The following is an 18879-nucleotide window of genomic DNA, read 5'->3' on the forward strand; positions in this document are numbered from 1 at the left end:
ATACCGGGAAAAGATGACACTTTGCCTCCGGCAAAAGTCGAGGCAAAAGTCGAGTAGAGGCGACAAATCCAAGTGGATTTGCGCCGGTAGAGGCGCAAACTCTGCGAGTTTGCTCTGGCGCGATAAATCCCATAGGGATTTACGCTGGTAACGCGGGGTGGAGCAGCCCGGTAGCTCGTCAGGCTCATAACCTGAAGGCCGCAGGTTCAAATCCTGCCCCCGCAACCAAAAAATTCCAAAAATTCGATCATTTAAAATACAGACACAAAGCGCCTCACAAATACTCGTAGAAAAGCCTTTTGCGGCGGGCATGAGGGTCGATCTCGCCGGACGCAATCCGCGCCAGCAAATCGTTGCCTGCTGCGGCAAGGAACTGTTGCTCCATCAGATCGAGAACCTCCAACGATCCCATGATGTCGGCGATATTGCCATAGACTTGCAAGCTCGCCGGCTGGTGGTCCCGTGTCTTGCCAAGCGCAACCGTCTGGATCAGATGGCGCACGATCGGCATCAGGCGCTGTTTGGCGTCTTCGTCGGCATTGTTACGGGCTAGGAACAGCAGCTTGCGGATGGTGACCTCGACATGTTCAGGATTGAACTGCTGCTTCAGCTTGCTGATCTTCTCCTGAAAATCCTCCGCAGGCGCTTCGGTAGCGGCAAGCTCTAGGCCAGATTCCCAGTGACACGCATTGACAGGCGTGCTTCACACGTCTTAAGCCTCCTAAAAATAGCCGCTGCAATGATGTGGATGCGGCGAATGTCGGTTCGGCCTAGAAGAAGCCCTCAACGAGAGCTGACGAAAAGGGCCGACTGCCGCGTGATTTTGTATCATTGTCCGCGATAGTACGCATATCTGTCACTATTTCTTCGTGCTCCTCGTCACTTACGTTGTGAGGCAAAATCTCTTTGAAGACTGGTTCGGCAAATCGAACAGCCGAACGCACCAAGCATGCAATATATACTTCCGCGGACGATGCAGTTGATCGCCAACGGATGACACCCGCGCACCGACGTCCCCACCTGCTTGTCATCAGACAGGCGGGACGAGCGGATGACGCCTCTCCTTTAGCCCAGCGGGGCTGTCAGCGCATCGTAACCATAGACCCAAGCGGGGTCCTCCGGCTGCTTCAGCCACGTATTGGCGTTGGATATCGTCTGTACGGTCGTTGCCCGTTCACGGCGTGTGGCTTCATAAATCGAGAAAGCGTCTGTGTAACCGGCAACCCCGCTCTCCTCTAGGCAGCGTGTCAGGATTGCGGCGTCTTCGATGGCCATGCAGGCACCTTGTGCCATGTGCGGGCGCATCGGATGGCAGGCATCACCCAGCATCACTAGACGGCCACGACTCCAGAGGTTGAGCGGATCACGGTTCCAGAAGGGCCATTTCGTCACTGTTTCCGTGGCATCGATCAGGGCCTGAACAACGGGATGCGATCCTCCGAAGATGGCTTCCATCTCCTCTCGAGAACTGTCGGCGAAGCTGGTGTCGTGTTCCCATCCATCCACCGGTACGCCGGTTACGTAATAATATTCATCGCCGTTGCCCTTGGTGGCATAGGCCATAATGTGGCGCGATGCCTCCCACCACCATTTGACGCAGGTTTCAAATTCGAGACCCGATGCCCGCAGCTTGTCCATATCGACCACGGCCCGGTGGCCGACCCATCCCGAGAAGCGTGGCTTCTCCGGCCCAAGCAGCATTTCTCGGATCATGGAGTTTATACCATCCGCGCCGACCACGAGACCGGCTGATATCTGGCGTCCATTGTCGAAAGTCAAGAGAACGTCGTTGTCACGTTCCTCGATTGCCGTCAGGCGGTGATCGAAATGTAAGCGGTTCTTTTCGAGGATGGAAATCTGCTCCGCATGCATGTCTCCTCGGTGGATCGTAATGTAGGAGGCACCGTATTCGCGCCGGCCATAGTCGCCAAGAGGAATACGGGAAAGATATTCGCCGGTATTTCCATCGCGCGAAAACCAGAAATCAGGGTGCGCGCCGATCTCTTCCAGACGCTTCTCCATCCCGATCTTGCGGAAGATTTTCATGACATTTGGCCCGATGTGAATGCCCGCGCCGATACGCGAAAAGGCGGGTGCCTGTTCGAAGGAGTGAACGTCGAAACCGGCTTGAGATAGAAGGGCCGCCGCCGCCGCGCCTCCGAGGCCAGCGCCGATCACGGCGATTTCAACTTTCTCCATGGAAATGGTCATTGTTTTTCCTTTCGATTTAAATTGTTCGTATGCGAACGATTTTTGTGGTGCTTTCTCGATGCCCTTTTCGTCGGGGCCACAGGTTCGCTGGTTGCATCACCATGTTGGAAGATCGGGGGCGAAACGCTGGCGCAGATAGCCGGCAAGCGCCTGCCTGTCGTCGGGCGTGAATTCGTCTTTGAATGAGGGCATGTCGCGCAGGTTGAGTTTGTCGGGGGCTTTGAGGCCTTCGTCCAACACCGTGAACAGCGCATCCGGTCGGGGTGCGCGTAGGGCCGCCGACTGTGTAAGCGATGCGCGCGCAGCCGTTGCCATTCCAGGGATGGCCGGTTCATGGCAGACCGCGCAGGCGCTTTCATAGATACGGCCAGCACGACTAGGGGGTAAATCTGGCGCTGACCTGGGCGTCACGTCCGGTGGATTGGTGGAGACCTTAATTTGCGCCGCCAGATAATGTGCCATGGCGCGAATGTCGTCATCCGGGAGTGTGGTGAGGCTGGCTACCACCTCTGCCATTGGGCCTGATGCGGAGGCGTTCTGCGAATGGCCATGCCGCAGATAGTTAAACAGTGTGTCCGCATTCCAGCCGATGGCATCCGGCTGCGGTCCTGAAAGGGCAGGAGCATACCAGCCCTTGATCATTGCGCCTGTCATCTCAGGCATTTCAGCACCGGCGATATTGCGTGGTGCATGGCAGGCGGAGCAGTGGCCTGCACCTTCCACCAGATATTTGCCCCGGTTGTAGACGCCGCTCTGTGTCGCATCGGGCTGGAAAGGCGTTGAATCGTGATAAAGGAGGTTCCAGACGGCAAGTGTGGAACGGATGTTTGCAGGCGCGATCATACGGGCCTGTGGTGTTTCCTGACGCACGGGTGCCAGTGTCTGAAGATAGGCATAGAGCGACAGCATGTCGTCGTCGGAGATTCGAGCAAAAGACGTATATGGAAAAGCGGGATAGAGATTATGCCCGTCGCGGCTGATGCCATGGCGCATCGCGCGCTCGAAGGCTTCGAAGCTCCAGCGACCAAGCCCCGTCTCGGGGTCGGATGTAAGATTGGTGGAGTAGACCGTGCCGAAGGGAGTCTCGATGGCACGACCGCCTGCGTTTGCAGTTTTGCCATCGGCCGTGTGACACGTGGCGCAGTTGCCGGTCGCGAAAACCTGTCGGCCTCGCTCAAGTGTTGCCGGGGAAAACACATCGGAAGAGGGTGCATTGGACGGCGCGATGGCACGGTTTACGGAGAGGGAAACGGATCCCAATGTGAGGAGCCCGCCAAGGACAGTGCCGAAAGCCAGAACCTTCTTGCGGGCCGCCCAAGTGGGCGTTTTCTTCTGTACTCCGGCCCCTGCCAGCAGTGGTGGCAATGTTTGCGAGGCCAGTTTCGCTCGCATCTTCTCTGGCGTGAAGGGAACTTCGCGCATACGCACGCCCGTTGCGTCGAAGATAGCATTTGCGATTGCCGCTGCGCTGGGTACGGCAGCACTTTCTCCGACCCCGAGCGGTGGGTCTCCAGGTCGCTCGATCAGCATAGTATGGATATCGGGTACGGACGGAAAGGTCTGGATCGGATAGGCCGCCCAGCTTTGTGGAGTGGGCGATATAGCGTCGAAGGTGACTTCTTCTACCAGCACACGGCTTGCCGTCTGAATGGCATTGCCGTGGATCTGCTGGCGCACGCCGTCTGGATTGATGACAAGCCCCTGGTCTTGCCCGATGAAGATACGTGAGAGTGTGACTTCACCCGTTTCCAGATCAACGGCGACATCCACCACCCAGGCAGCCGACGCCGCCGCCGTGCCGGGAAAGGTGCCGTGAACATAGGTTGCGAAGGCAAAGCCCTGTCCAAAAACCATACGGCCCTCGCGGCGCAGGCGGGGGCCGTTGTGCTCCTGCCATCCGGCCTGTTCGGCGGTGCGCCTTACCAGATCAGCCTCGCGGCGATCATCGAGATGACGCAGACGGAAGGCGACCGGATCTTCTCCGGCCTCAAAGGCCATCTCATCAATGAAACTTTCGTGCGCAAAGGTGTTCGGTAAGGCGGACACGCCTCGCATCCACGACGCTCGTACGATGGGTGCCATGTCATGCACGGTGATGCGCTTGTTGGGCACACGATAGGGCGGAACGATCGTTCGATCGCCCATCTCGGCAGAGCGGGGTTCAGGGCTGATCCTGCCTGTCAGAAGAAGCGCAAGGTTCGGTCCCCGGTTGGATGGATACCAGCTATCGAGTGCATAGGCGTGTAGCGAGCCAGCCTTCAGTCCGCCATTTACCTCCATCAATTGTGCCGCCCCTTTGGGCTCCCAAAGATGCTCCTGCGCCCGCGTCAACTGAACGCGAACTGGCAGGCCGGTAGCGCGTGACAGCAGCAGAGCATCACCGCAGACGTCGTCCGCGCAATTGCGGCCGTAACAGCCGGCTGCCTGAAACCGACGGATATCGATATTGTCAGACGCAATATCCACTAGTACCGCAAGGTCTCCCCGTAGCATGTGCGGGTTCTGCGTTCCGGACCACACGATCGGTGCGCCATCGTTCCAATTGGCAACCGCGCAGGATGGCCCAATCGAGCCATGCTCGTGATAGGGCCAGAGATATGTGCGCTTGCGACTGATGTCGCAGTCGTTAATGGCGCGTGTAAAGTCACCGGATCGATCAAGGATACGGGGGGTCGAAGGATAATCCTTGAGCGCCTGCCGCAGGTTCGACATGTCTGGAATATCAGGTGGCATGTGCCACTGTGTCGGCAGCGCTTCGGCAATGGACTGAGCCTGATCGGCGCGTTCCGCAACCACACCCAGAAAATCTTTATGACGCACGATTGCGATGAAGCCCGGGAGGTCTCGCACGGTCGCCTCATCATAGCTGATGAGACTGCGTCCGATGAAGGCTCCACTATCACGCCCGGCATAGGGCGGGCGAATGACGTGACCATGCACCATGCCTGCCACATCCACATCGTGAATATAGGGATGGATGCCGCGCAGCTTGTCCGGCAGGTCACGTCGGCCCGTCTTCCGTCCGACGAGACGATAATCCGCGGGATCCTTGACCTTCGTCGTCCGGTCGAGTTTCAGGAGAACCGTCTCGTTGCCAATCAGTTCGCCGTAATCGCAGGACTTATCCTGGCAGCTGAGGCGACCGTTTTCCGTTGTGATGTCATCGGCAGAGACTCCGAACCTGTGAGCGGCTGCGTTGACCAGATAAAGACGGACTTGTGCAGCGGCAATGCGCAACGGGATTGCGGCAACCTGGATCGTTTCGGAAGCAATCGTCGCACCCTGATCGGGCGTAAGCGCCGTATCGCCAAGGACCATGCGCACGGCAGAAAGTGGGAGATCGAGTTCCTCGGCGACAATTTGCGCAAGAGCTGTCTCGACACCCGTGCCGAGATCGACATGGCCATTATAACCGGTGGCGTGTCCACCATGGTCCAGCCGCAAAAAGACGACCCGCCCGGCAGGACGTTCTTCATAGACGCAAAGGCCACCAGTCTGCGGATCATCGGTCATTCTGGCGCTCCCGCATCAGTTCTGCTGCGCGCTCCACCGACGCAATGATCTCCAGATGGGCGCCACACCGACACAGATTGTGGCGCAAGGCATTGCGAATATCGTCCCGTGTGGGTGACGGGTTCGCATCTAAGAGTGCCGTTGCGGTTATAACCATACCGTTCAGGCAGTAGCCGCATTGTGCGCCCTCGCACTCGAGAAAAGCTTGTTGGACAGGGGACAGTTGGCCGCTCGTCGGATCGGCAAGCCCTTCAAGTGTCGTGATCTTAACACCCGCTGTGCGCTTTGCGCGCATCACGCATGCTCGGGCTGGCGAGCCGTCAATGAGAATCGAACATGATCCGCATTGCGCTTTGCCACAGCCATATTTCGGCCCCTTGAGACCAAGTTGCTCTCTCAAGACATCGAGAAGCGTTCGATCTCCCGTATCTTGAAGATGGTGCACGGTTCCGTTCACGGTCAATTCGAGCGTGTTCGTCATGGTTCCCTCTGGGCTTTTTTTGACCCTTGCCACGAATTCAGCAGATAATTCGTTTGTATGCAAACGATTTTAATGCCTGCGACTCAAAAAAATGCGTAATTGTCGGGCAGTAATTTTTTTGTAGTATTTTTAGGCATTTCTAATGTGTTGTTGACAGGAGGTTGCCTATGCACTTTCAAAGCACTTCCTGCCTTGACCAGCATCACCTCTATGCTTCAGTTCGATTGAGGCGGATCAGAAGCTTTGGGAATACTCGATGAACGACCGGAATGCCCCTTACATACTCGACGAGCAGGTTGGCTTCTTGCTTCGCCTTGCGTCCCAGCGGCACACGGCGCTGTTCGTGGAGCGAACGGCAGGCGGGTTGACGCCGACCCAGTTTTCGACGCTTTACCGCCTGCGTGAATCCTCCGAGGCGATTTCCCAAAATGCCCTTGGTCGTTTGGTGGGTATGGATGCCGCGACGACGAAGGGCGTTGTGGCGCGCTTGCTGGTGCGTGATCTGATTCGTGTCGAAAAGGATACAGAGGATCGCCGCCGCTACACGTTGTTCATCACAGATGTCGGTCGCCAGTTGCTCGATACCGTGTTGCCAGCCGTGCAGGACATAAGCGAGGCGACACTCGCGCCGTTGACGCTTTTGGAGCGCGATCAGTTTCTCAAGATGTTGAAGCAACTGATTTAAAATTATACGTAAAAATAATTAATGTGGTTTGCGTTGCAGTTCGGTAGCGAAAATGACGGCATATGAGGGTGGCGTGGACAACACTAAAGAAAAAAACCGACGTCCAGGTCGCCCATCGAAAGCCGACGTGCTTGGTGCGACGCCTGATTTGCGCGACAAGATTCTGGATCATGCCGAACTCGTTTTTGCCGAGATGGGTTTCGAAGGGGCCAATCTTCGTGAGATCGCAGCGCGGGCTGGCGTCAATCAAGGATTGATCCGATATTACTTCGGCGCGAAGGTCGATCTTTTCGATGAATGCTTCAAGCGGCGCGGCAGTCTTTTGGCCGGGTATAGGCACGTCAATCTTGACCGGCTTCTCGAAATTACGGAAACGCCTGGGGTCGAAGATATCATATACGCCTATCTGAAGCCGCAATGGGACATGAAGTACTCCGGTCCGAATGGAGCCGCCTTTGTGGCCATGCAGGCGCGCCTTCATGCAGAGCCTGAGGAGCACGCTCTTCGATTGCGGCGTGAAGTATACGATGCGTCCGTCAAGCGTTATGTCGTTGCTCTCTCGCACGCGCTGCCTGATGTGCCGAAAGACATCATCAGCGTACGAATGGCGTTTCTCGTGGGTGCCTATCTTTTTATGCTCAACGATCTGGGGCGGATCGGAGACCTTACCGAAGGCCACCTCATGGCGTTCGGCAAGGATGAAATGTTGGAGCAACTCGTCCGCTTTCTCGCAGCGGGCATCCGAGCCCGGACTTGAGCGGCTGGGATTTTACAAATTCCACTGCGCATTATTGGCTGAGGCCATCCTAAAAAACAAAAGAATAGAACGCGTTGCCGCGCTGGATCTGATTGTGCTTTCCTAAGGATTGCCTAATTTTGATGCCTGCCGAAAAAACACGCTTGTAATTCTTCAAATGAATAATTAACCTCCGTTCATCAGGCTATGGAGGCTCACATGAAGACTTTTCGGATCGGCCAGATCGTTCCCAGTTCAAACATAACGATGGAAACCGAAATCCCGGCTTTGCTCCGCGCCCGTGAACTGGTCTCGCCGGAACGTTTCACCTTTCACTCCTCGCGTATGCGGATGAAGCATGTCACGAAGGAAGAACTCGCTGCCATGGATGCCGATAGTGACCGTTGCGCGCTGGAGCTTTCCGATGCTCGAGTCGATGTCATGGGTTACGCTTGCCTGGTTGCCATCATGGCGATGGGACTGGGATATCATCGTGAGAGCCAGTCACGGCTGCAGGGCCTCACAGTCACAAATGGAAATCCCGCACCGGTTGTCACATCTGCCGGCGCTCTTGTGGACGGGTTGAAGGCGATTGGTGCCAAGCGCGTTGCGCTCGTAGCCCCCTATATGAAGCCACTGACAGAATTGGTCGTTACATACATTCGTAACGAGGGCATCGAAGTCTCCGACTGGCGGGCGCTGGAAATCCCCGACAATCTGGCGGTGGCAGCTCACGATCCCATGAACCTTCCAAATATCGTCAAAGGCATGAAGACGGACGACGTCGATGCAGTCGTGCTTTCTGCCTGCGTACAGATGCCCTCATTGTCGGCCGTTCCCATGGCAGAGGCGATTACGGGCAAGCCTGTGTTGACTGCGGCAATTGCCACAACCTGGCAGATGTTGAACGCACTCAATCTCAATACTCGCGTACCCGGTGGCGGCACCCTGCTGTCCGGCGTTTATTGAGGTGGGGCATATGACCAGAGGATATAACGTCAACGCAAATGGAATTCGGCATCACCTCCTGCATTTCCCGGGAAATGGACCGGCCATGCTGCTGGTGCCGGGCATAACATCGCCTGCCATTACATGGGGCTTCGTTGCCGAACGGCTAAGCGATGCCTTCGACGTGCACGTCCTGGACGTACGCGGGCGCGGTCTGAGTGAAGCGGGTGATCTGCATTACTCGCTTGATGCCATGGCAGCAGATGTCGTGTCACTCGCTGCGGCCACTGGCCTGAACAAGCCCGTTATCCTTGGTCATTCGATGGGCGCACGCACGGCCATTCGCGCCGCGCGGCTGGCACCGGATGTCTTTTCGGGCCTTATTCTCGTTGATCCTCCGGTTTCCGGGCCGGGACGACGTGCTTATCCATCCGCTTGGAACTGGTACGAGGATTCCATCCTGATGGCGCAGAAGGGGTGTTCAGGAGAAGACATGCGTCGCTTCTGTCCCTCATGGACCGATGAGCAGAATGCATTGCGGGCCGAGTGGCTTCACACCTGCCAGCTGGATGCAATCCGCACGGCCTTTGACGGGTTCCATACCGACGATATCCATGCGGATCTGCCCCATATTGCCCTGCCGATACGTCTCGTCGTTGCAGGCGGTGCAGCCGTGATCGGCCAGGAGGATATCGAGGAGATCAAGACCCTTGCACCAGCCGTCGAGGTACGGATCGTCGAAAAGGCGGGCCATATGATCCCCTGGGATGATATGGACGGTTTTCTTGCCGCTACTTTGGATTTTCTGCCGGCCCTACCTGCCAATTGAAAGGATATTGATATGGACCACGCGAGCTTCACAGAAATTTGCCTGCACCAGCTGAAAATGTCCGGCGTGCACGAAGGTGAAAAGCTGATCGTTCTGACGGAGGGCAACAACCGCCTGGATTACGCTGATGCGTTCATGGCGGCTGGCCAGCGGCTCGGTGCGCTGATGTACCACATGCGATTGCCCACTCCCTTGCCGACGGGTGGCTGGAACGTCGGCGTTACCGGCCTAGCTGCCATGCCGGATGCCGTCGAGGCCTTGAAGGCCTGCGATATGCTGATCGACTGCATCTTCCTGTTGTTCTCGCCGGAGCAGATGGCCATTCAGGCGGCAGGCACACGCATCCTGACGGCTGTCGAGCCGCCGGAACTGCTGGCGCGCATGCTGCCGACCAAGGAAATCCGCGAAAAGGTCGAGATTGGCGGCGAGATGCTCGCCAAGGCGAAGGTCATGCGCATTACCTCACCGCATGGAACCGACGTGACCTACAAGCTCAATACCTATCCGACCGTGACGGAATATGCCTGCACGGATGAGCCCGGCCGTTGGGATCATTGGCCGTCAGGTTTCGTCTTTACAGGCGGCGATGACGATGGCGTTGATGGTCAGATCGTGGTGGCACCCGGTGATATTCTGCTGCCGCAGAACATCTATGTCCGCGAACCGATCATTTACACGATCGAAAAAGGCTGGGTCACCGATATTCGTGGCGGGCTCGATGCGGAACTGGTCAAATCCTACATGCAAGACTTCAACGACCCGCGCGGCATGGGTATGAGCCATGTCGGCTGGGGCATGAACCCGCACGCCAAGTGGCACAATCTTGTTCCTGGCGCATTCCCTGGCGGCATGGGCATGGAGCCGCGCAGTTTCTACGGCAATGTCATGTTCTCGACCGGCCCCAACAATGAGCTCGGTGGCCCCAATGATACGCCCTGCCATCTCGATATTCCCATGCGCGGATGCTCACTGTTCCTCGATGACGAACCCGTCGTCATCGATGGCGACATCGTGGTGAAGGAAATTCAGATGGCTCGGTCTTAAACGGCCGTCTTTGCGGCGGGAAGGAAGAAAACATGTCGCAGCAGGAAATCTACCAGACAGCCGGCTTCGGGCAGCCCGTTCCACGCGGAACACGCCCCGGCATTGTCGTCGTCGATTTTACATACGGGTTTACCGACACGACGTATCCGACGGCTGCGGATATGACACAGGCCATCGCCGCAACGCGGCGGCTGACCGACCTTGCCCGATCAAAAGGTATGCCGGTCATTTACACGGCCATCGCTTACCATGTTGGCGACGTTAAAATGCTGCCATGGCTTCGAAAAGCAACGGGTATGGCGGCCCTGATCGAGGGTAGTCGTCTTGTTGAAATCGACGCTGGCACCGGCATTCAGCCCGGTGATCCGGTGATCTTCAAGAAAGGGGCATCTGCTTTTCACGGAACGGCGCTCGCAGCACTTCTCGCCGGAGCCGGTGTCGATACATTGATCGTCACGGGTGCGACGACATCCGGCTGCGTCCGGGCAACAGTCGTCGATGCCGTCCAGTCCGGCTTCAACGTCCTTGTTCCCGCCGACTGTTGTGCCGACAGGGCCAAGGCCCCGCATGATGCCAATCTCTACGACATGCATCAAAAATATGCCGACGTTACAGATGCCGCCGATATCGAACAGTGGATTGCGTCGCTTTGATCTGTAGATCGTAGCCTGTCCTCGAAGGGGGCAGGCAACGCATGCTTTGTCGGGTCTTAGCCATAGTGCATGATCGCAGTGTCGAACCTTCAACCCAGCAGAAAAATCATAAAAAAAGCCGCCTTTTGAAGCGGCAAACTCCAGAGGAACGGAACCATGAAAACACTTATGAGAATTTCCGGGATGATGCTCGCTCTGTCTTGGGCAGGGCATAGCATGGCAGACGAAATCAAGATTGGTGAAATCAACAGCTATTCCAGTCTTCCCGCGTTCACCGAACCCTATAGGAAGGGTTGGGAAATGGCAGTCGATGAAATCAACGCTGCCGGCGGCATCAAGGGTAGCAAGCTCGTGGTCGTCTCAAAGGACGACGGCGGCAAGCCGGGCGAGGCTTTGACAGCCGCCAACGAACTTGTGTCGAAAGAAGGCGTCGTCATGGTAACCGGCTCGTTCTTTTCGAATGTCGGCCTTGCCGTGGCGGATTTTGCCAAGCAGAAAAAGGTCTTTTATCTCGCCGGTGAGCCTTTGACGGATGCCATGGTCTGGTCGAAGGGTAATGACTACACCTTCCGCCTTCGCCCGTCCAACTATGTGCAGGCCGCAATGCTCGCACAGGAAGCAGCCAAATTGCCAGCAAAGCGCTGGGCAACCATTGCGCCGAACTATGAGTATGGCCAGAGCGCCGTTGCCGTCTTCAAGGAGCTTTTGCTCAAGGCCCGCCCGGATGTGGAGTTCGTAGCCGAGCAGTGGCCGCCCCAGGGCAAGATCGACGCTGGTTCCGTGTCTCAGGCCATAGAAGCATCGAAGCCGGAAGCCATTCTCAACGTCACCTTCGGTGCCGATCTGGTGAAACTGGTGCGCGAGGGGACAACCCGCGAACTGTTCAAGGACCGTTCCGTCGTGTCCTTCCTGACGGGAGAGCCGGAATATCTTGATCCGCTTCAGGCGGATGCCCCGCAGGGCTGGATTGTGACCGGCTACCCGTGGTCATCGATCGACACTGCAGACCATAAGAAATTCCTCGACGCCTATCAGGCTCGTTACAATGACTATCCACGTCTCGGATCGGTCGTCGGTTACTCCCTGATCAAGGCCGCAGCCGCTATCCTGGAACGCAGCCAGTCGACTGATGTCAAAGACCTGATCACCGCCGCCAAAGGCGTAACCTTCGATACCCCGTTCGGCCAATCCTCGTTCCGGGCCGCTGATCATCAATCCACTCTGGGTGCTTATGTCGGCAAGACGGCGCTGAAGGATGGAAAAGGCGTCATGGTCGATTTCAAGTATCAAAGCGGTAGCGACTTCCTCCCAACTGAAGCCGAAGCTGCCAAGCTTCGCCCCTGACACAGATAAGGGCGACGCGACAGGATTGCGCGTCGCCTTTCCTGCCGCGGCTTATATCGCCACGTAACCACTGCATGTTCTTCAGCTGGAATGCCGGGGAACAAGGGGATATTCATGGAACTCTATGTCGTCCAATTTTTGACGGGCTTGGCAAATGCTGCCTCGCTGTTTCTCGTCGCCTCAGGTCTTTCCCTGATTTTCGGGGTTACGCGCATCGTCAATTTCGCCCATGGCGCATTCTATATGCTGGGTGCCTATATCGCCTACAGCCTGACGGTGCGGTGGCAGACACCGCTTGGTTTTTGGGCGGCACTTCTTGTTTCGTCGGTGGCTGTCGCGGTTGTCGGCGTCATTATCGAAACCCTGCTTCTTCGCCGCATCTACCATGCGCCAGAACTTCTCCAGCTTCTGGCAACCTTCGGGGTCACATTGATTGCTGAAGATGCGGTGCGCCTGATCTGGGGACCGGAAGATCTGGTGGGGCCACGTGCGCCTGGCCTATCCGGTGCCGTCTCCATCCTCGGGCGCGCAATGCCGGTCTATGATTTTGTCCTCATTGCTTTAGGACCCGTTGTATTCGGCCTGATCTGGCTGCTGCTGCACCGCTCCCGTTGGGGACTGCTCGTGCGGGCCGCCACGCAGGACCGGGAAATGGTCAATGCGCTCGGCGTCAATCAGAAGTGGTTGTTTACCGGCGTCTTCGCGCTTGGTGTCTTTCTTGCGGCGTTTGGGGGAGGGCTGCAAATCCCGCGAGACGCGGTCACGCACTTCATGGATCTCTCCATCATCACAGAGGTTTTCGTGATCGTGGTGATCGGCGGTCTCGGCAGCATTGGCGGAGCATTTCTGGCCGCCATCATCGTGTCCCAGCTCAACGCGTTCGGCATTCTCATTCTGCCGGGTATCTCGCTGGTTCTCATGTTTGCTGTCATGGCCATCGTGCTGGTGCTACGCCCCTGGGGGCTTTTGGGTAAGCCGGTCGTTCGCTCCCGCAGCCCGGCCGCGCCGCAGGGCGGTGCCTGGAAACCTTTCGGAAGCGTGGGCCGTATCAGCTGTGCCATCGCAACTATAATGGCGATGCTGTTGCCTTTCATTCTGGGAGATTACGGTATCAGCGTCGCATCCGAAGTGATGATCGCGATCATTTTCGCCATCAGCCTGCAATTCCTGATGTCGGTCGGAGGTCTTGATTCCTTTGGCCACGCGGCAAACCTCGGGCTCGGTGCCTATGGCGCAGCGATGTGCGTTCAGTATTACGGTATCCCCATGGAACTGGCTATGATCGTCGGGCCGCTGATTGCCGCAGCTTTTGCTATCGTCGCAGGGTGGTTTTGTGTTCGGTTGTCCAACATCTATTTCGCCATGCTGACACTCGCCTATGCGCAGATCCTATGGTCTGTCGTCTTCCAGTGGGTCGATGTGACCGGCGGTGACAATGGCATCGTTGGCGTGTGGCCATCCGAGTGGGCCTCAAGTCCCGAGGCCTTTTACTGGCTAACCGCAGCGTGCGCGGTGGGCGTCGTTTGTGCCATGCGTTATCTGACGTTCTCACCCTTCGGCTACAGCTTGCGAGCTTTGCGCGATTCTCCCATGCGTTCGGGAACGATCGGCATTTCCCAGCGGCATGTGCAGCATGTGGCATTCGTCGTTAGCGCTTTCTTCGCGGGGCTAGCCGGTGTGCTGTTTGCATTCCAGAAAGGCAGCATTTTCCCCGATGCGCTTGGAATATCGACCTCTGTCGATGGCCTGATCATGGTTCTGCTGGGTGGCTTCAACACGATATCTGGCAGTGTGGTCGGAGCCGTTGTCTACAAGGTGGCGTCCATCTGGCTCATGAGCAACACCGACTTTCCCCGCTTGATCCTGGGCAGTGTCATCGTGCTTCTCGTGGTCCTCTTTCCACAGGGAATTGTCGGTTCCACCCAACGCCTATTCGAAAGCTGGCAAAACAGAAGGCGACAATCCAGGGCCCTTGTCGGTGCACCGGCAGAAAATGGCGGTGTGGCATGACAGAGGCTCTGCTGAAGGTTGAAAACCTGTCCAAAAGTTATCAGGGCGTCAAGGCTGTCCAGGGCGTATCTCTTGCCGTCGCTCCAGGTGAGCTGCTGGCCATGATCGGACCAAATGGCGCAGGCAAGAGCAGTTGCTTCAACATGCTGAACGGACAAATCCGTCCGGATGAAGGGTGTATTGTCATCTGTGGCAAGGACACGACAGGCTTTTCTCCAGAGCGGATTTCCCGGCTTGGGGTCGGTCGAACCTTCCAGGTCGCGGAGACATTTCTGTCCATGACCGTCCGCGAGAACGTTCAACTGGCCGTCCAATGTGCACGATTCAGTGCTTTGTCGCTTTCTGCGTTCTTCGGCAATCTCGGGCGCAATTTCCGCGCAGAGGCGGATGATCTGCTCGAACTGATCGGATTGAAAGAGCAAGCCGGACGATCCTGCCGGGAGCTCCCCTATGGCGATATCAAGCGGCTGGAACTGGCGATCGCGCTGGCAGGAAATCCGAAATTACTTCTGATGGATGAACCCGCTGCCGGCATGGCGACCAGAGAACGCAAGCTGTTGATGCAGTTGACGTCACGCATCGCCAAGGAGCGGCAATTGGCTGTGCTGTTTACTGAGCACGATATGGATATCGTTTTCGACTATGCGGATCGGATCATCGTCCTTAACCGCGGCCAACTGGTCGCAGAGGGATCGCCTGCGCAAGTGCGAGCCAATGAAGATGTCCAGGCGATTTATCTGGGCTCTGGCGCTCTCTACAAACAGGAACACTGAGACATGCTGGAAGTTGCAAAGCTGAATAGCTGGTATGGCCCTGCCCATATTCTGTTCGATGTCAGCCTGAAGGTGGTGGCTGGAGAGGTCGTGGCGTTGTTGGGTCGCAATGGTGCCGGCAAATCCACGACGATGAAATCTATCGTCGGGCTTGTGAACCGTCGTGAGGGCAAGTTGATATTCAGGAATGAGGATATTTCGAATCTCGCGCCTTTCGAAATTGTCCGCAAGGGTCTCGGCTATGTGCCGGAGGATCGGCGCATTTTCACGGAATTGACCGTCGAGGAGAATCTTGAGGTCGGTCGTCAGCCGAAGCGCGAAGGACGTGCTGCCTGGTCGCCGGAACGGATCTACGAGATATTCCCCAATCTCGCCGAAATGCGCAAAAGACCGGCTGGACGAATGAGTGGCGGCGAGCAGCAGATGCTGACCATTGGTAGAACCTTGATGGGCAATCCCTATCTGGTTTTGCTCGACGAGCCGTCCGAAGGGATCGCGCCAAAGATTGTCGAGCAAATGGCGGAAGCAATCGTCCTTTTAAAACGCGAAGGTGTGTCCGTATTGCTGTCAGAGCAAAACCTGCATTTTGCGCGTTTGATCAGCGATCGTTGCTACATTCTCGAAAAAGGGGTCACCCAGTTTTCAGGCACCGTAGCTGAATTGGATAACCGTTCCGACCTCAAGGAGACCTACCTCGCCCTTTGAAAAGGCCGGCCGGAAGCCCCAATCCAGATGAATAAGAAAGAAAGGGATTTATATGAAAAATTATAGCATGTTTTCGATAGTCGCGACTCTGATGCTTTCCGGAATCTCCTCCATGAATGCGGCTAACGCCGCGCCGTCGACAGATTTTGCAGCGCGTTGTTTGGCTCTAAAAGGGGCCACGGTTGAAGGTGGCGTCGTTACTCTGGCCGAGGTAACGCAGGCCAGTGCCCTTCCCGTCACGGAGAAATCCGTGTCAGATCATTGTCTTGTGCGCGGGGCAATGAACCAGCGCACCGGCATTGATGGACAACCTTATGCCTTGCAGTTTGAGCTTCGTCTTCCCGTCGAGTGGAATAAGCGATTTTATTATCAGGGCGGCAGTGGTGTTGACGGCATTTTGTTTCCGGCATTGGGCACCTATAGCGGGGGCGGCAACCTTCGCAATGCCCTTTTGGACGGGTACACCGTCGTCACAACGGACTCAGGCCATCAGGAGGTCGCGAACAAGCCGAATGGCCGCTTTTCCTTCGGCGCAGACCCGCAAGCAAGACTCGAATATGGCAACATGCAGGTTCCGCAGGTTACCACCGCGGCAAAGACGCTCATCCGCGGTTTTTATGGCGAGTTGCCGCAATATTCCTATTTTTACGGTTCATCCAATGGTGGCCGCCAAGCGATGATCGCTGCGCAGCAATATCCCGATCTTTTCGATGGCATATTGGCCAGCGCCCCGGGATTTCGGCTTGCACAGGCGTCCATTCAGGCCCTCTATCAGGCCCAGATTGCAACAAAAGTTGCCCCAAAGGGACCGGATGGTCGTCCGGATATCAAGAAGACTTTGACGGACAGTGAAAAGGCTATCGTAGTCAAGAAAATCCTCGATGCCTGTGACGCGCTGGATGGAGCAAGTGACGGAATGGTCAGCCGCATCAGTGCTTGTCATCCCGATCCGACCGAATGGACGTGCAAGGCGGGTGAGACAACCGATTGTCTGCAGCCGGAAAAAGCGTCCTACATAAAGGCGCTGTTTGCGGGAGCCCATACGAGTGATGGCCGCGCTATTTATTCAAAATGGCCGTTCGATCCCGGCATGGTGGAGCAGACAAGCAATTCTTACTATTTCCTTTTTGCTGGAGAAGCCTCGCATATTTACACCACCCCTCCGACGATCACCGAGGATATCGCGGGCTATGGTCTATCGGCTGATATCGACAGTGAATTCGCAAAGATCTCGGCAACTGATGGAGTGTTCACGGTGCCTGGAACCAAATTCACCAATGCCGAGTCTCCAGACATGGATGCGTTTCGGGCAAAGGGTGGCAAACTCATCATCTTCAACGGTACCGCAGACCTTGCATTCTCGGTCTATGACGTCGCGGCCTATTACAAAAAAGTTGAAGAGAGATATGGCGCAGATGGTGCTCGCGAGTTCGCCAGAGTGTTCTTCGTACCGGGCATGGCTCATACCCGTGGTGGAGCCTACGGCACAGATCAGTTCGACGCTTTCGGTGCTTTGACAGACTGGGTCGAAAAGGGCGTTGCTCCGACGCGGCTGACCGCAACGGCGCGTGCCGAGGCAGGTGTAAAGTGGCCTGGGAGAACACGTCCGATCTGCCTTTATCCGGCAGAAGCGGTTTATGATGGACATGGCGATATCGAAAAAGCTGAAAGCTTCGCATGCCAGTAATAAGGTGGCTTCGCGGTGTCGACGAGTTACGGAATAACACGCGCTGAGGAACGCTTCATGCCCTAGGCTTTGTGGGGATTCACAAATCAGCGCGAATGTGATTCACGCTTTGGATGGATCGTTTTGTACTGACCGACGCCCAATGGGCGATGATAGAACCGCATTGTCTGGGAAAACCTATGGATCCCGGTCGCACCGGAAGAAACAACCGGCTGTTCATTGAAGCCGTGCTTTGGATTGTGCGCACGGGCAGCCCATGGCGTGACCTGCCCGCTGCGTTTGGCAACTGGAGCACGGCATTTCGCCGGTTTCGCGACTGGCGTGAAGCCGACATTTTCAAACGCATATTCGATGCCCTCTCTGATGAACCGGACATGGAATACGCCATGGTGGATGCCACCATCGTCAAGGTCCACCGACACGGTCAGGGCGCAAAAGGGGGACTCAGAGCCAGGCCATTGGTCGCTCAAAAGGTGGGATGACAACCAAAATCCTGGCACTGACCGATGCTTTAGGCAATCTGGTCCGGTTGGAATTGCTGCCGGGCCATCGCTTCGACACGGTCGGCGTCGCGCCACTCATCGATGGCATCGAGTTCGGTGCGCTACTCGCCGACAAGGCTTTCGATAGCAACAACATTGTGGCCGATCTCAACGAGCGCGGCGCGAAAATCGTCATCTCGCAACATCCGCGTCGATCAATGCCTCTCCAAATCGACACTGAGATTTACAAATGGCGACACCTGATCGAAAACTTCTTCTGCAAACTCAAAGAGTTCAAACGCATCGCTATGAGAGCCTGTAAAACGGACCAGAGCTTTCAGGCCATGATCTATCTGGCAGCGGCTGTGATCAATTCGCGATGAATCCCCACAAACCCTAGAACGATCTAGCGCCAAGGTGGAGAAGCGACTGACGGATGTATGAAAATCCGCGTTTTTTGGTGAATGGATTCGTTTAGAGTTAGAAACCCGACCTAGGCTCAGGACTCATAAAATCAGAGCCAGAAGATAACAGCGGCGGCGATGCAAATGCTTGAGAAGAAGGTATGTGCGCAGCGATCGTAACGTGTGTGGATGCGCCTCCAGTCCTTTAGCTTGCCGAACATGTTCTCGATTTTGTGGCGTTTCCTGTAGAGAACAGGATCGTGCGGGACGGGCACTTTCCGGTTGGACCTTGAAGGGATGCAGGCGTCGATCTTGCGCTCGGCTAAGGCAGCGCGAAACCAGTCGGCGTCATAGCCCTTGTCCTCCAGCAACGT

General features: G+C 56.4%; 16 protein-coding genes, 1 tRNA gene and 1 pseudogene. 13 read left to right on the forward strand and 5 right to left on the reverse strand.

The annotated features are described in order from the left end of the window. Positions 1-151: 151 nt before the first annotated feature. Positions 152-228 (forward strand) — tRNA-Met (locus DSM25558_RS26565). Positions 229-274: 46 nt separating this feature from the next. Here the strand turns inward: DSM25558_RS26565 and DSM25558_RS26570 are convergent. The 4 genes from DSM25558_RS26570 to DSM25558_RS26585 form a co-directional block, all read right to left on the reverse strand. Then, positions 275-511, reverse strand: a complete 237-nt coding sequence (locus DSM25558_RS26570) for a hypothetical protein (protein ID WP_077107635.1) — start codon at positions 509-511, stop codon at positions 275-277. Positions 512-1065: 554 nt separating this feature from the next. Then, the gene (locus DSM25558_RS26575) at positions 1066-2205 is read right to left on the reverse strand and encodes an FAD-dependent monooxygenase (RefSeq protein ID WP_371480631.1); all 1140 of its coding nucleotides are present in this window, start codon (positions 2203-2205) and stop codon (positions 1066-1068) included. Between the two features lie 102 nt (positions 2206-2307). Then, entirely contained in the window at positions 2308-5724 is a 3417-nt protein-coding gene (locus DSM25558_RS26580) for a molybdopterin cofactor-binding domain-containing protein (protein ID WP_077107636.1), read from the reverse strand. Beyond that, the gene (locus tag DSM25558_RS26585) at positions 5714-6205 is read right to left on the reverse strand and encodes a (2Fe-2S)-binding protein (RefSeq protein WP_077107637.1); all 492 of its coding nucleotides are present in this window, start codon (positions 6203-6205) and stop codon (positions 5714-5716) included. The genes DSM25558_RS26580 and DSM25558_RS26585 overlap by 11 nt, the downstream gene beginning before the upstream one ends. A gap of 256 nt (positions 6206-6461) precedes the next feature. On the opposite strand from DSM25558_RS26585, the gene DSM25558_RS26590 reads away from it, so the two are divergent. The 12 genes and pseudogenes from DSM25558_RS26590 (at position 6462) to DSM25558_RS28010 (ending at position 18484) form a co-directional block, all read left to right on the forward strand. Then, positions 6462-6890 (forward strand): MarR family winged helix-turn-helix transcriptional regulator, encoded by a 429-nt coding sequence (locus DSM25558_RS26590; protein ID WP_077107638.1) that lies wholly within the window; start codon positions 6462-6464, stop codon positions 6888-6890. Between the two features lie 73 nt (positions 6891-6963). Beyond that, the gene (locus DSM25558_RS26595; RefSeq protein ID WP_244554326.1) at positions 6964-7647 is read left to right on the forward strand and encodes a TetR/AcrR family transcriptional regulator; all 684 of its coding nucleotides are present in this window, start codon (positions 6964-6966) and stop codon (positions 7645-7647) included. Positions 7648-7893: 246 nt separating this feature from the next. Next, positions 7894-8595, forward strand: coding sequence for a maleate cis-trans isomerase family protein (locus DSM25558_RS26600; protein WP_143240258.1), 702 nt, complete (start codon positions 7894-7896; stop codon positions 8593-8595). 10 nt (positions 8596-8605) lie between these two features. Further along, entirely contained in the window at positions 8606-9403 is a 798-nt protein-coding gene (locus tag DSM25558_RS26605) for an alpha/beta fold hydrolase (RefSeq protein WP_077107641.1), read from the forward strand. Between the two features lie 12 nt (positions 9404-9415). Beyond that, positions 9416-10447: a 2,5-dihydroxypyridine 5,6-dioxygenase NicX family protein gene (locus tag DSM25558_RS26610; RefSeq protein ID WP_077107642.1), complete on the forward strand. Its 1032-nt coding sequence runs from the start codon at positions 9416-9418 to the stop codon at positions 10445-10447. Positions 10448-10479: 32 nt separating this feature from the next. Next, positions 10480-11100: an isochorismatase family protein gene (locus tag DSM25558_RS26615; RefSeq protein ID WP_077107643.1), complete on the forward strand. Its 621-nt coding sequence runs from the start codon at positions 10480-10482 to the stop codon at positions 11098-11100. Positions 11101-11268: 168 nt separating this feature from the next. Beyond that, on the forward strand, positions 11269-12444 hold the full coding sequence (locus tag DSM25558_RS26620; RefSeq protein ID WP_077107644.1) for an ABC transporter substrate-binding protein: 1176 nt from the start codon (positions 11269-11271) through the stop codon (positions 12442-12444). Between the two features lie 114 nt (positions 12445-12558). Next, a complete protein-coding gene (locus DSM25558_RS26625) occupies positions 12559-14454 on the forward strand; it encodes an ABC transporter permease (RefSeq protein ID WP_077107645.1) in 1896 nt (631 codons plus the stop codon). Continuing rightward, positions 14451-15227, forward strand: a complete 777-nt coding sequence (locus tag DSM25558_RS26630; protein ID WP_077107646.1) for an ABC transporter ATP-binding protein — start codon at positions 14451-14453, stop codon at positions 15225-15227. Before DSM25558_RS26625 ends, DSM25558_RS26630 begins: the two co-directional genes overlap by 4 nt. A gap of 3 nt (positions 15228-15230) precedes the next feature. Next, positions 15231-15932, forward strand: a complete 702-nt coding sequence (locus DSM25558_RS26635; protein ID WP_077107647.1) for an ABC transporter ATP-binding protein — start codon at positions 15231-15233, stop codon at positions 15930-15932. A gap of 112 nt (positions 15933-16044) precedes the next feature. Then, positions 16045-17619 carry a tannase/feruloyl esterase family alpha/beta hydrolase gene (locus tag DSM25558_RS26640; protein WP_159442531.1) on the forward strand — a complete coding sequence of 525 codons (1575 nt, stop codon included), beginning with the start codon at positions 16045-16047 and terminating at the stop codon, positions 17617-17619. Between the two features lie 179 nt (positions 17620-17798). After that, positions 17799-18484 (forward strand): annotated as a pseudogene (locus DSM25558_RS28010) (IS5 family transposase). A 131-nt stretch (positions 18485-18615) separates the two neighbouring features. Here DSM25558_RS28010 and DSM25558_RS26655 read toward each other — a convergent pair. Beyond that, positions 18616-18879, reverse strand: a 264-nt coding sequence (locus DSM25558_RS26655) for an IS5/IS1182 family transposase (protein WP_077107652.1), incomplete at its 5' end; no start/stop codon positions are given.

This window comes from Agrobacterium sp. DSM 25558, assembly GCF_900100825.1.
Lineage (GTDB): Bacteria > Pseudomonadota > Alphaproteobacteria > Rhizobiales > Rhizobiaceae > Agrobacterium.

Bases quoted from the DNA above. Each gene is read 5' to 3' on its own strand.
- DSM25558_RS26570 (WP_077107635.1), bottom strand. From the start codon at position 511: ATGCCGATCGTGCGCCATCTGATCCAGACGGTTGCGCTTGGCAAGACA.
- DSM25558_RS26620 (WP_077107644.1), top strand. From the start codon at position 11,269: ATGAGAATTTCCGGGATGATGCTCGCTCTGTCTTGGGCAGGGCATAGC.
- DSM25558_RS26590 (WP_077107638.1), top strand. From the start codon at position 6,462: ATGAACGACCGGAATGCCCCTTACATACTCGACGAGCAGGTTGGCTTC.
- DSM25558_RS26585 (WP_077107637.1), bottom strand. From the start codon at position 6,205: ATGACGAACACGCTCGAATTGACCGTGAACGGAACCGTGCACCATCTT.
- DSM25558_RS26635 (WP_077107647.1), top strand. From the start codon at position 15,231: ATGCTGGAAGTTGCAAAGCTGAATAGCTGGTATGGCCCTGCCCATATT.
- DSM25558_RS26625 (WP_077107645.1), top strand. From the start codon at position 12,559: ATGGAACTCTATGTCGTCCAATTTTTGACGGGCTTGGCAAATGCTGCC.
- DSM25558_RS26610 (WP_077107642.1), top strand. From the start codon at position 9,416: ATGGACCACGCGAGCTTCACAGAAATTTGCCTGCACCAGCTGAAAATG.
- DSM25558_RS26615 (WP_077107643.1), top strand. From the start codon at position 10,480: ATGTCGCAGCAGGAAATCTACCAGACAGCCGGCTTCGGGCAGCCCGTT.
- DSM25558_RS26605 (WP_077107641.1), top strand. From the start codon at position 8,606: ATGACCAGAGGATATAACGTCAACGCAAATGGAATTCGGCATCACCTC.
- DSM25558_RS26630 (WP_077107646.1), top strand. From the start codon at position 14,451: ATGACAGAGGCTCTGCTGAAGGTTGAAAACCTGTCCAAAAGTTATCAG.
- DSM25558_RS26580 (WP_077107636.1), bottom strand. From the start codon at position 5,724: ATGACCGATGATCCGCAGACTGGTGGCCTTTGCGTCTATGAAGAACGT.
- DSM25558_RS26600 (WP_143240258.1), top strand. From the start codon at position 7,894: ATGGAAACCGAAATCCCGGCTTTGCTCCGCGCCCGTGAACTGGTCTCG.
- DSM25558_RS26640 (WP_159442531.1), top strand. From the start codon at position 16,045: ATGAATGCGGCTAACGCCGCGCCGTCGACAGATTTTGCAGCGCGTTGT.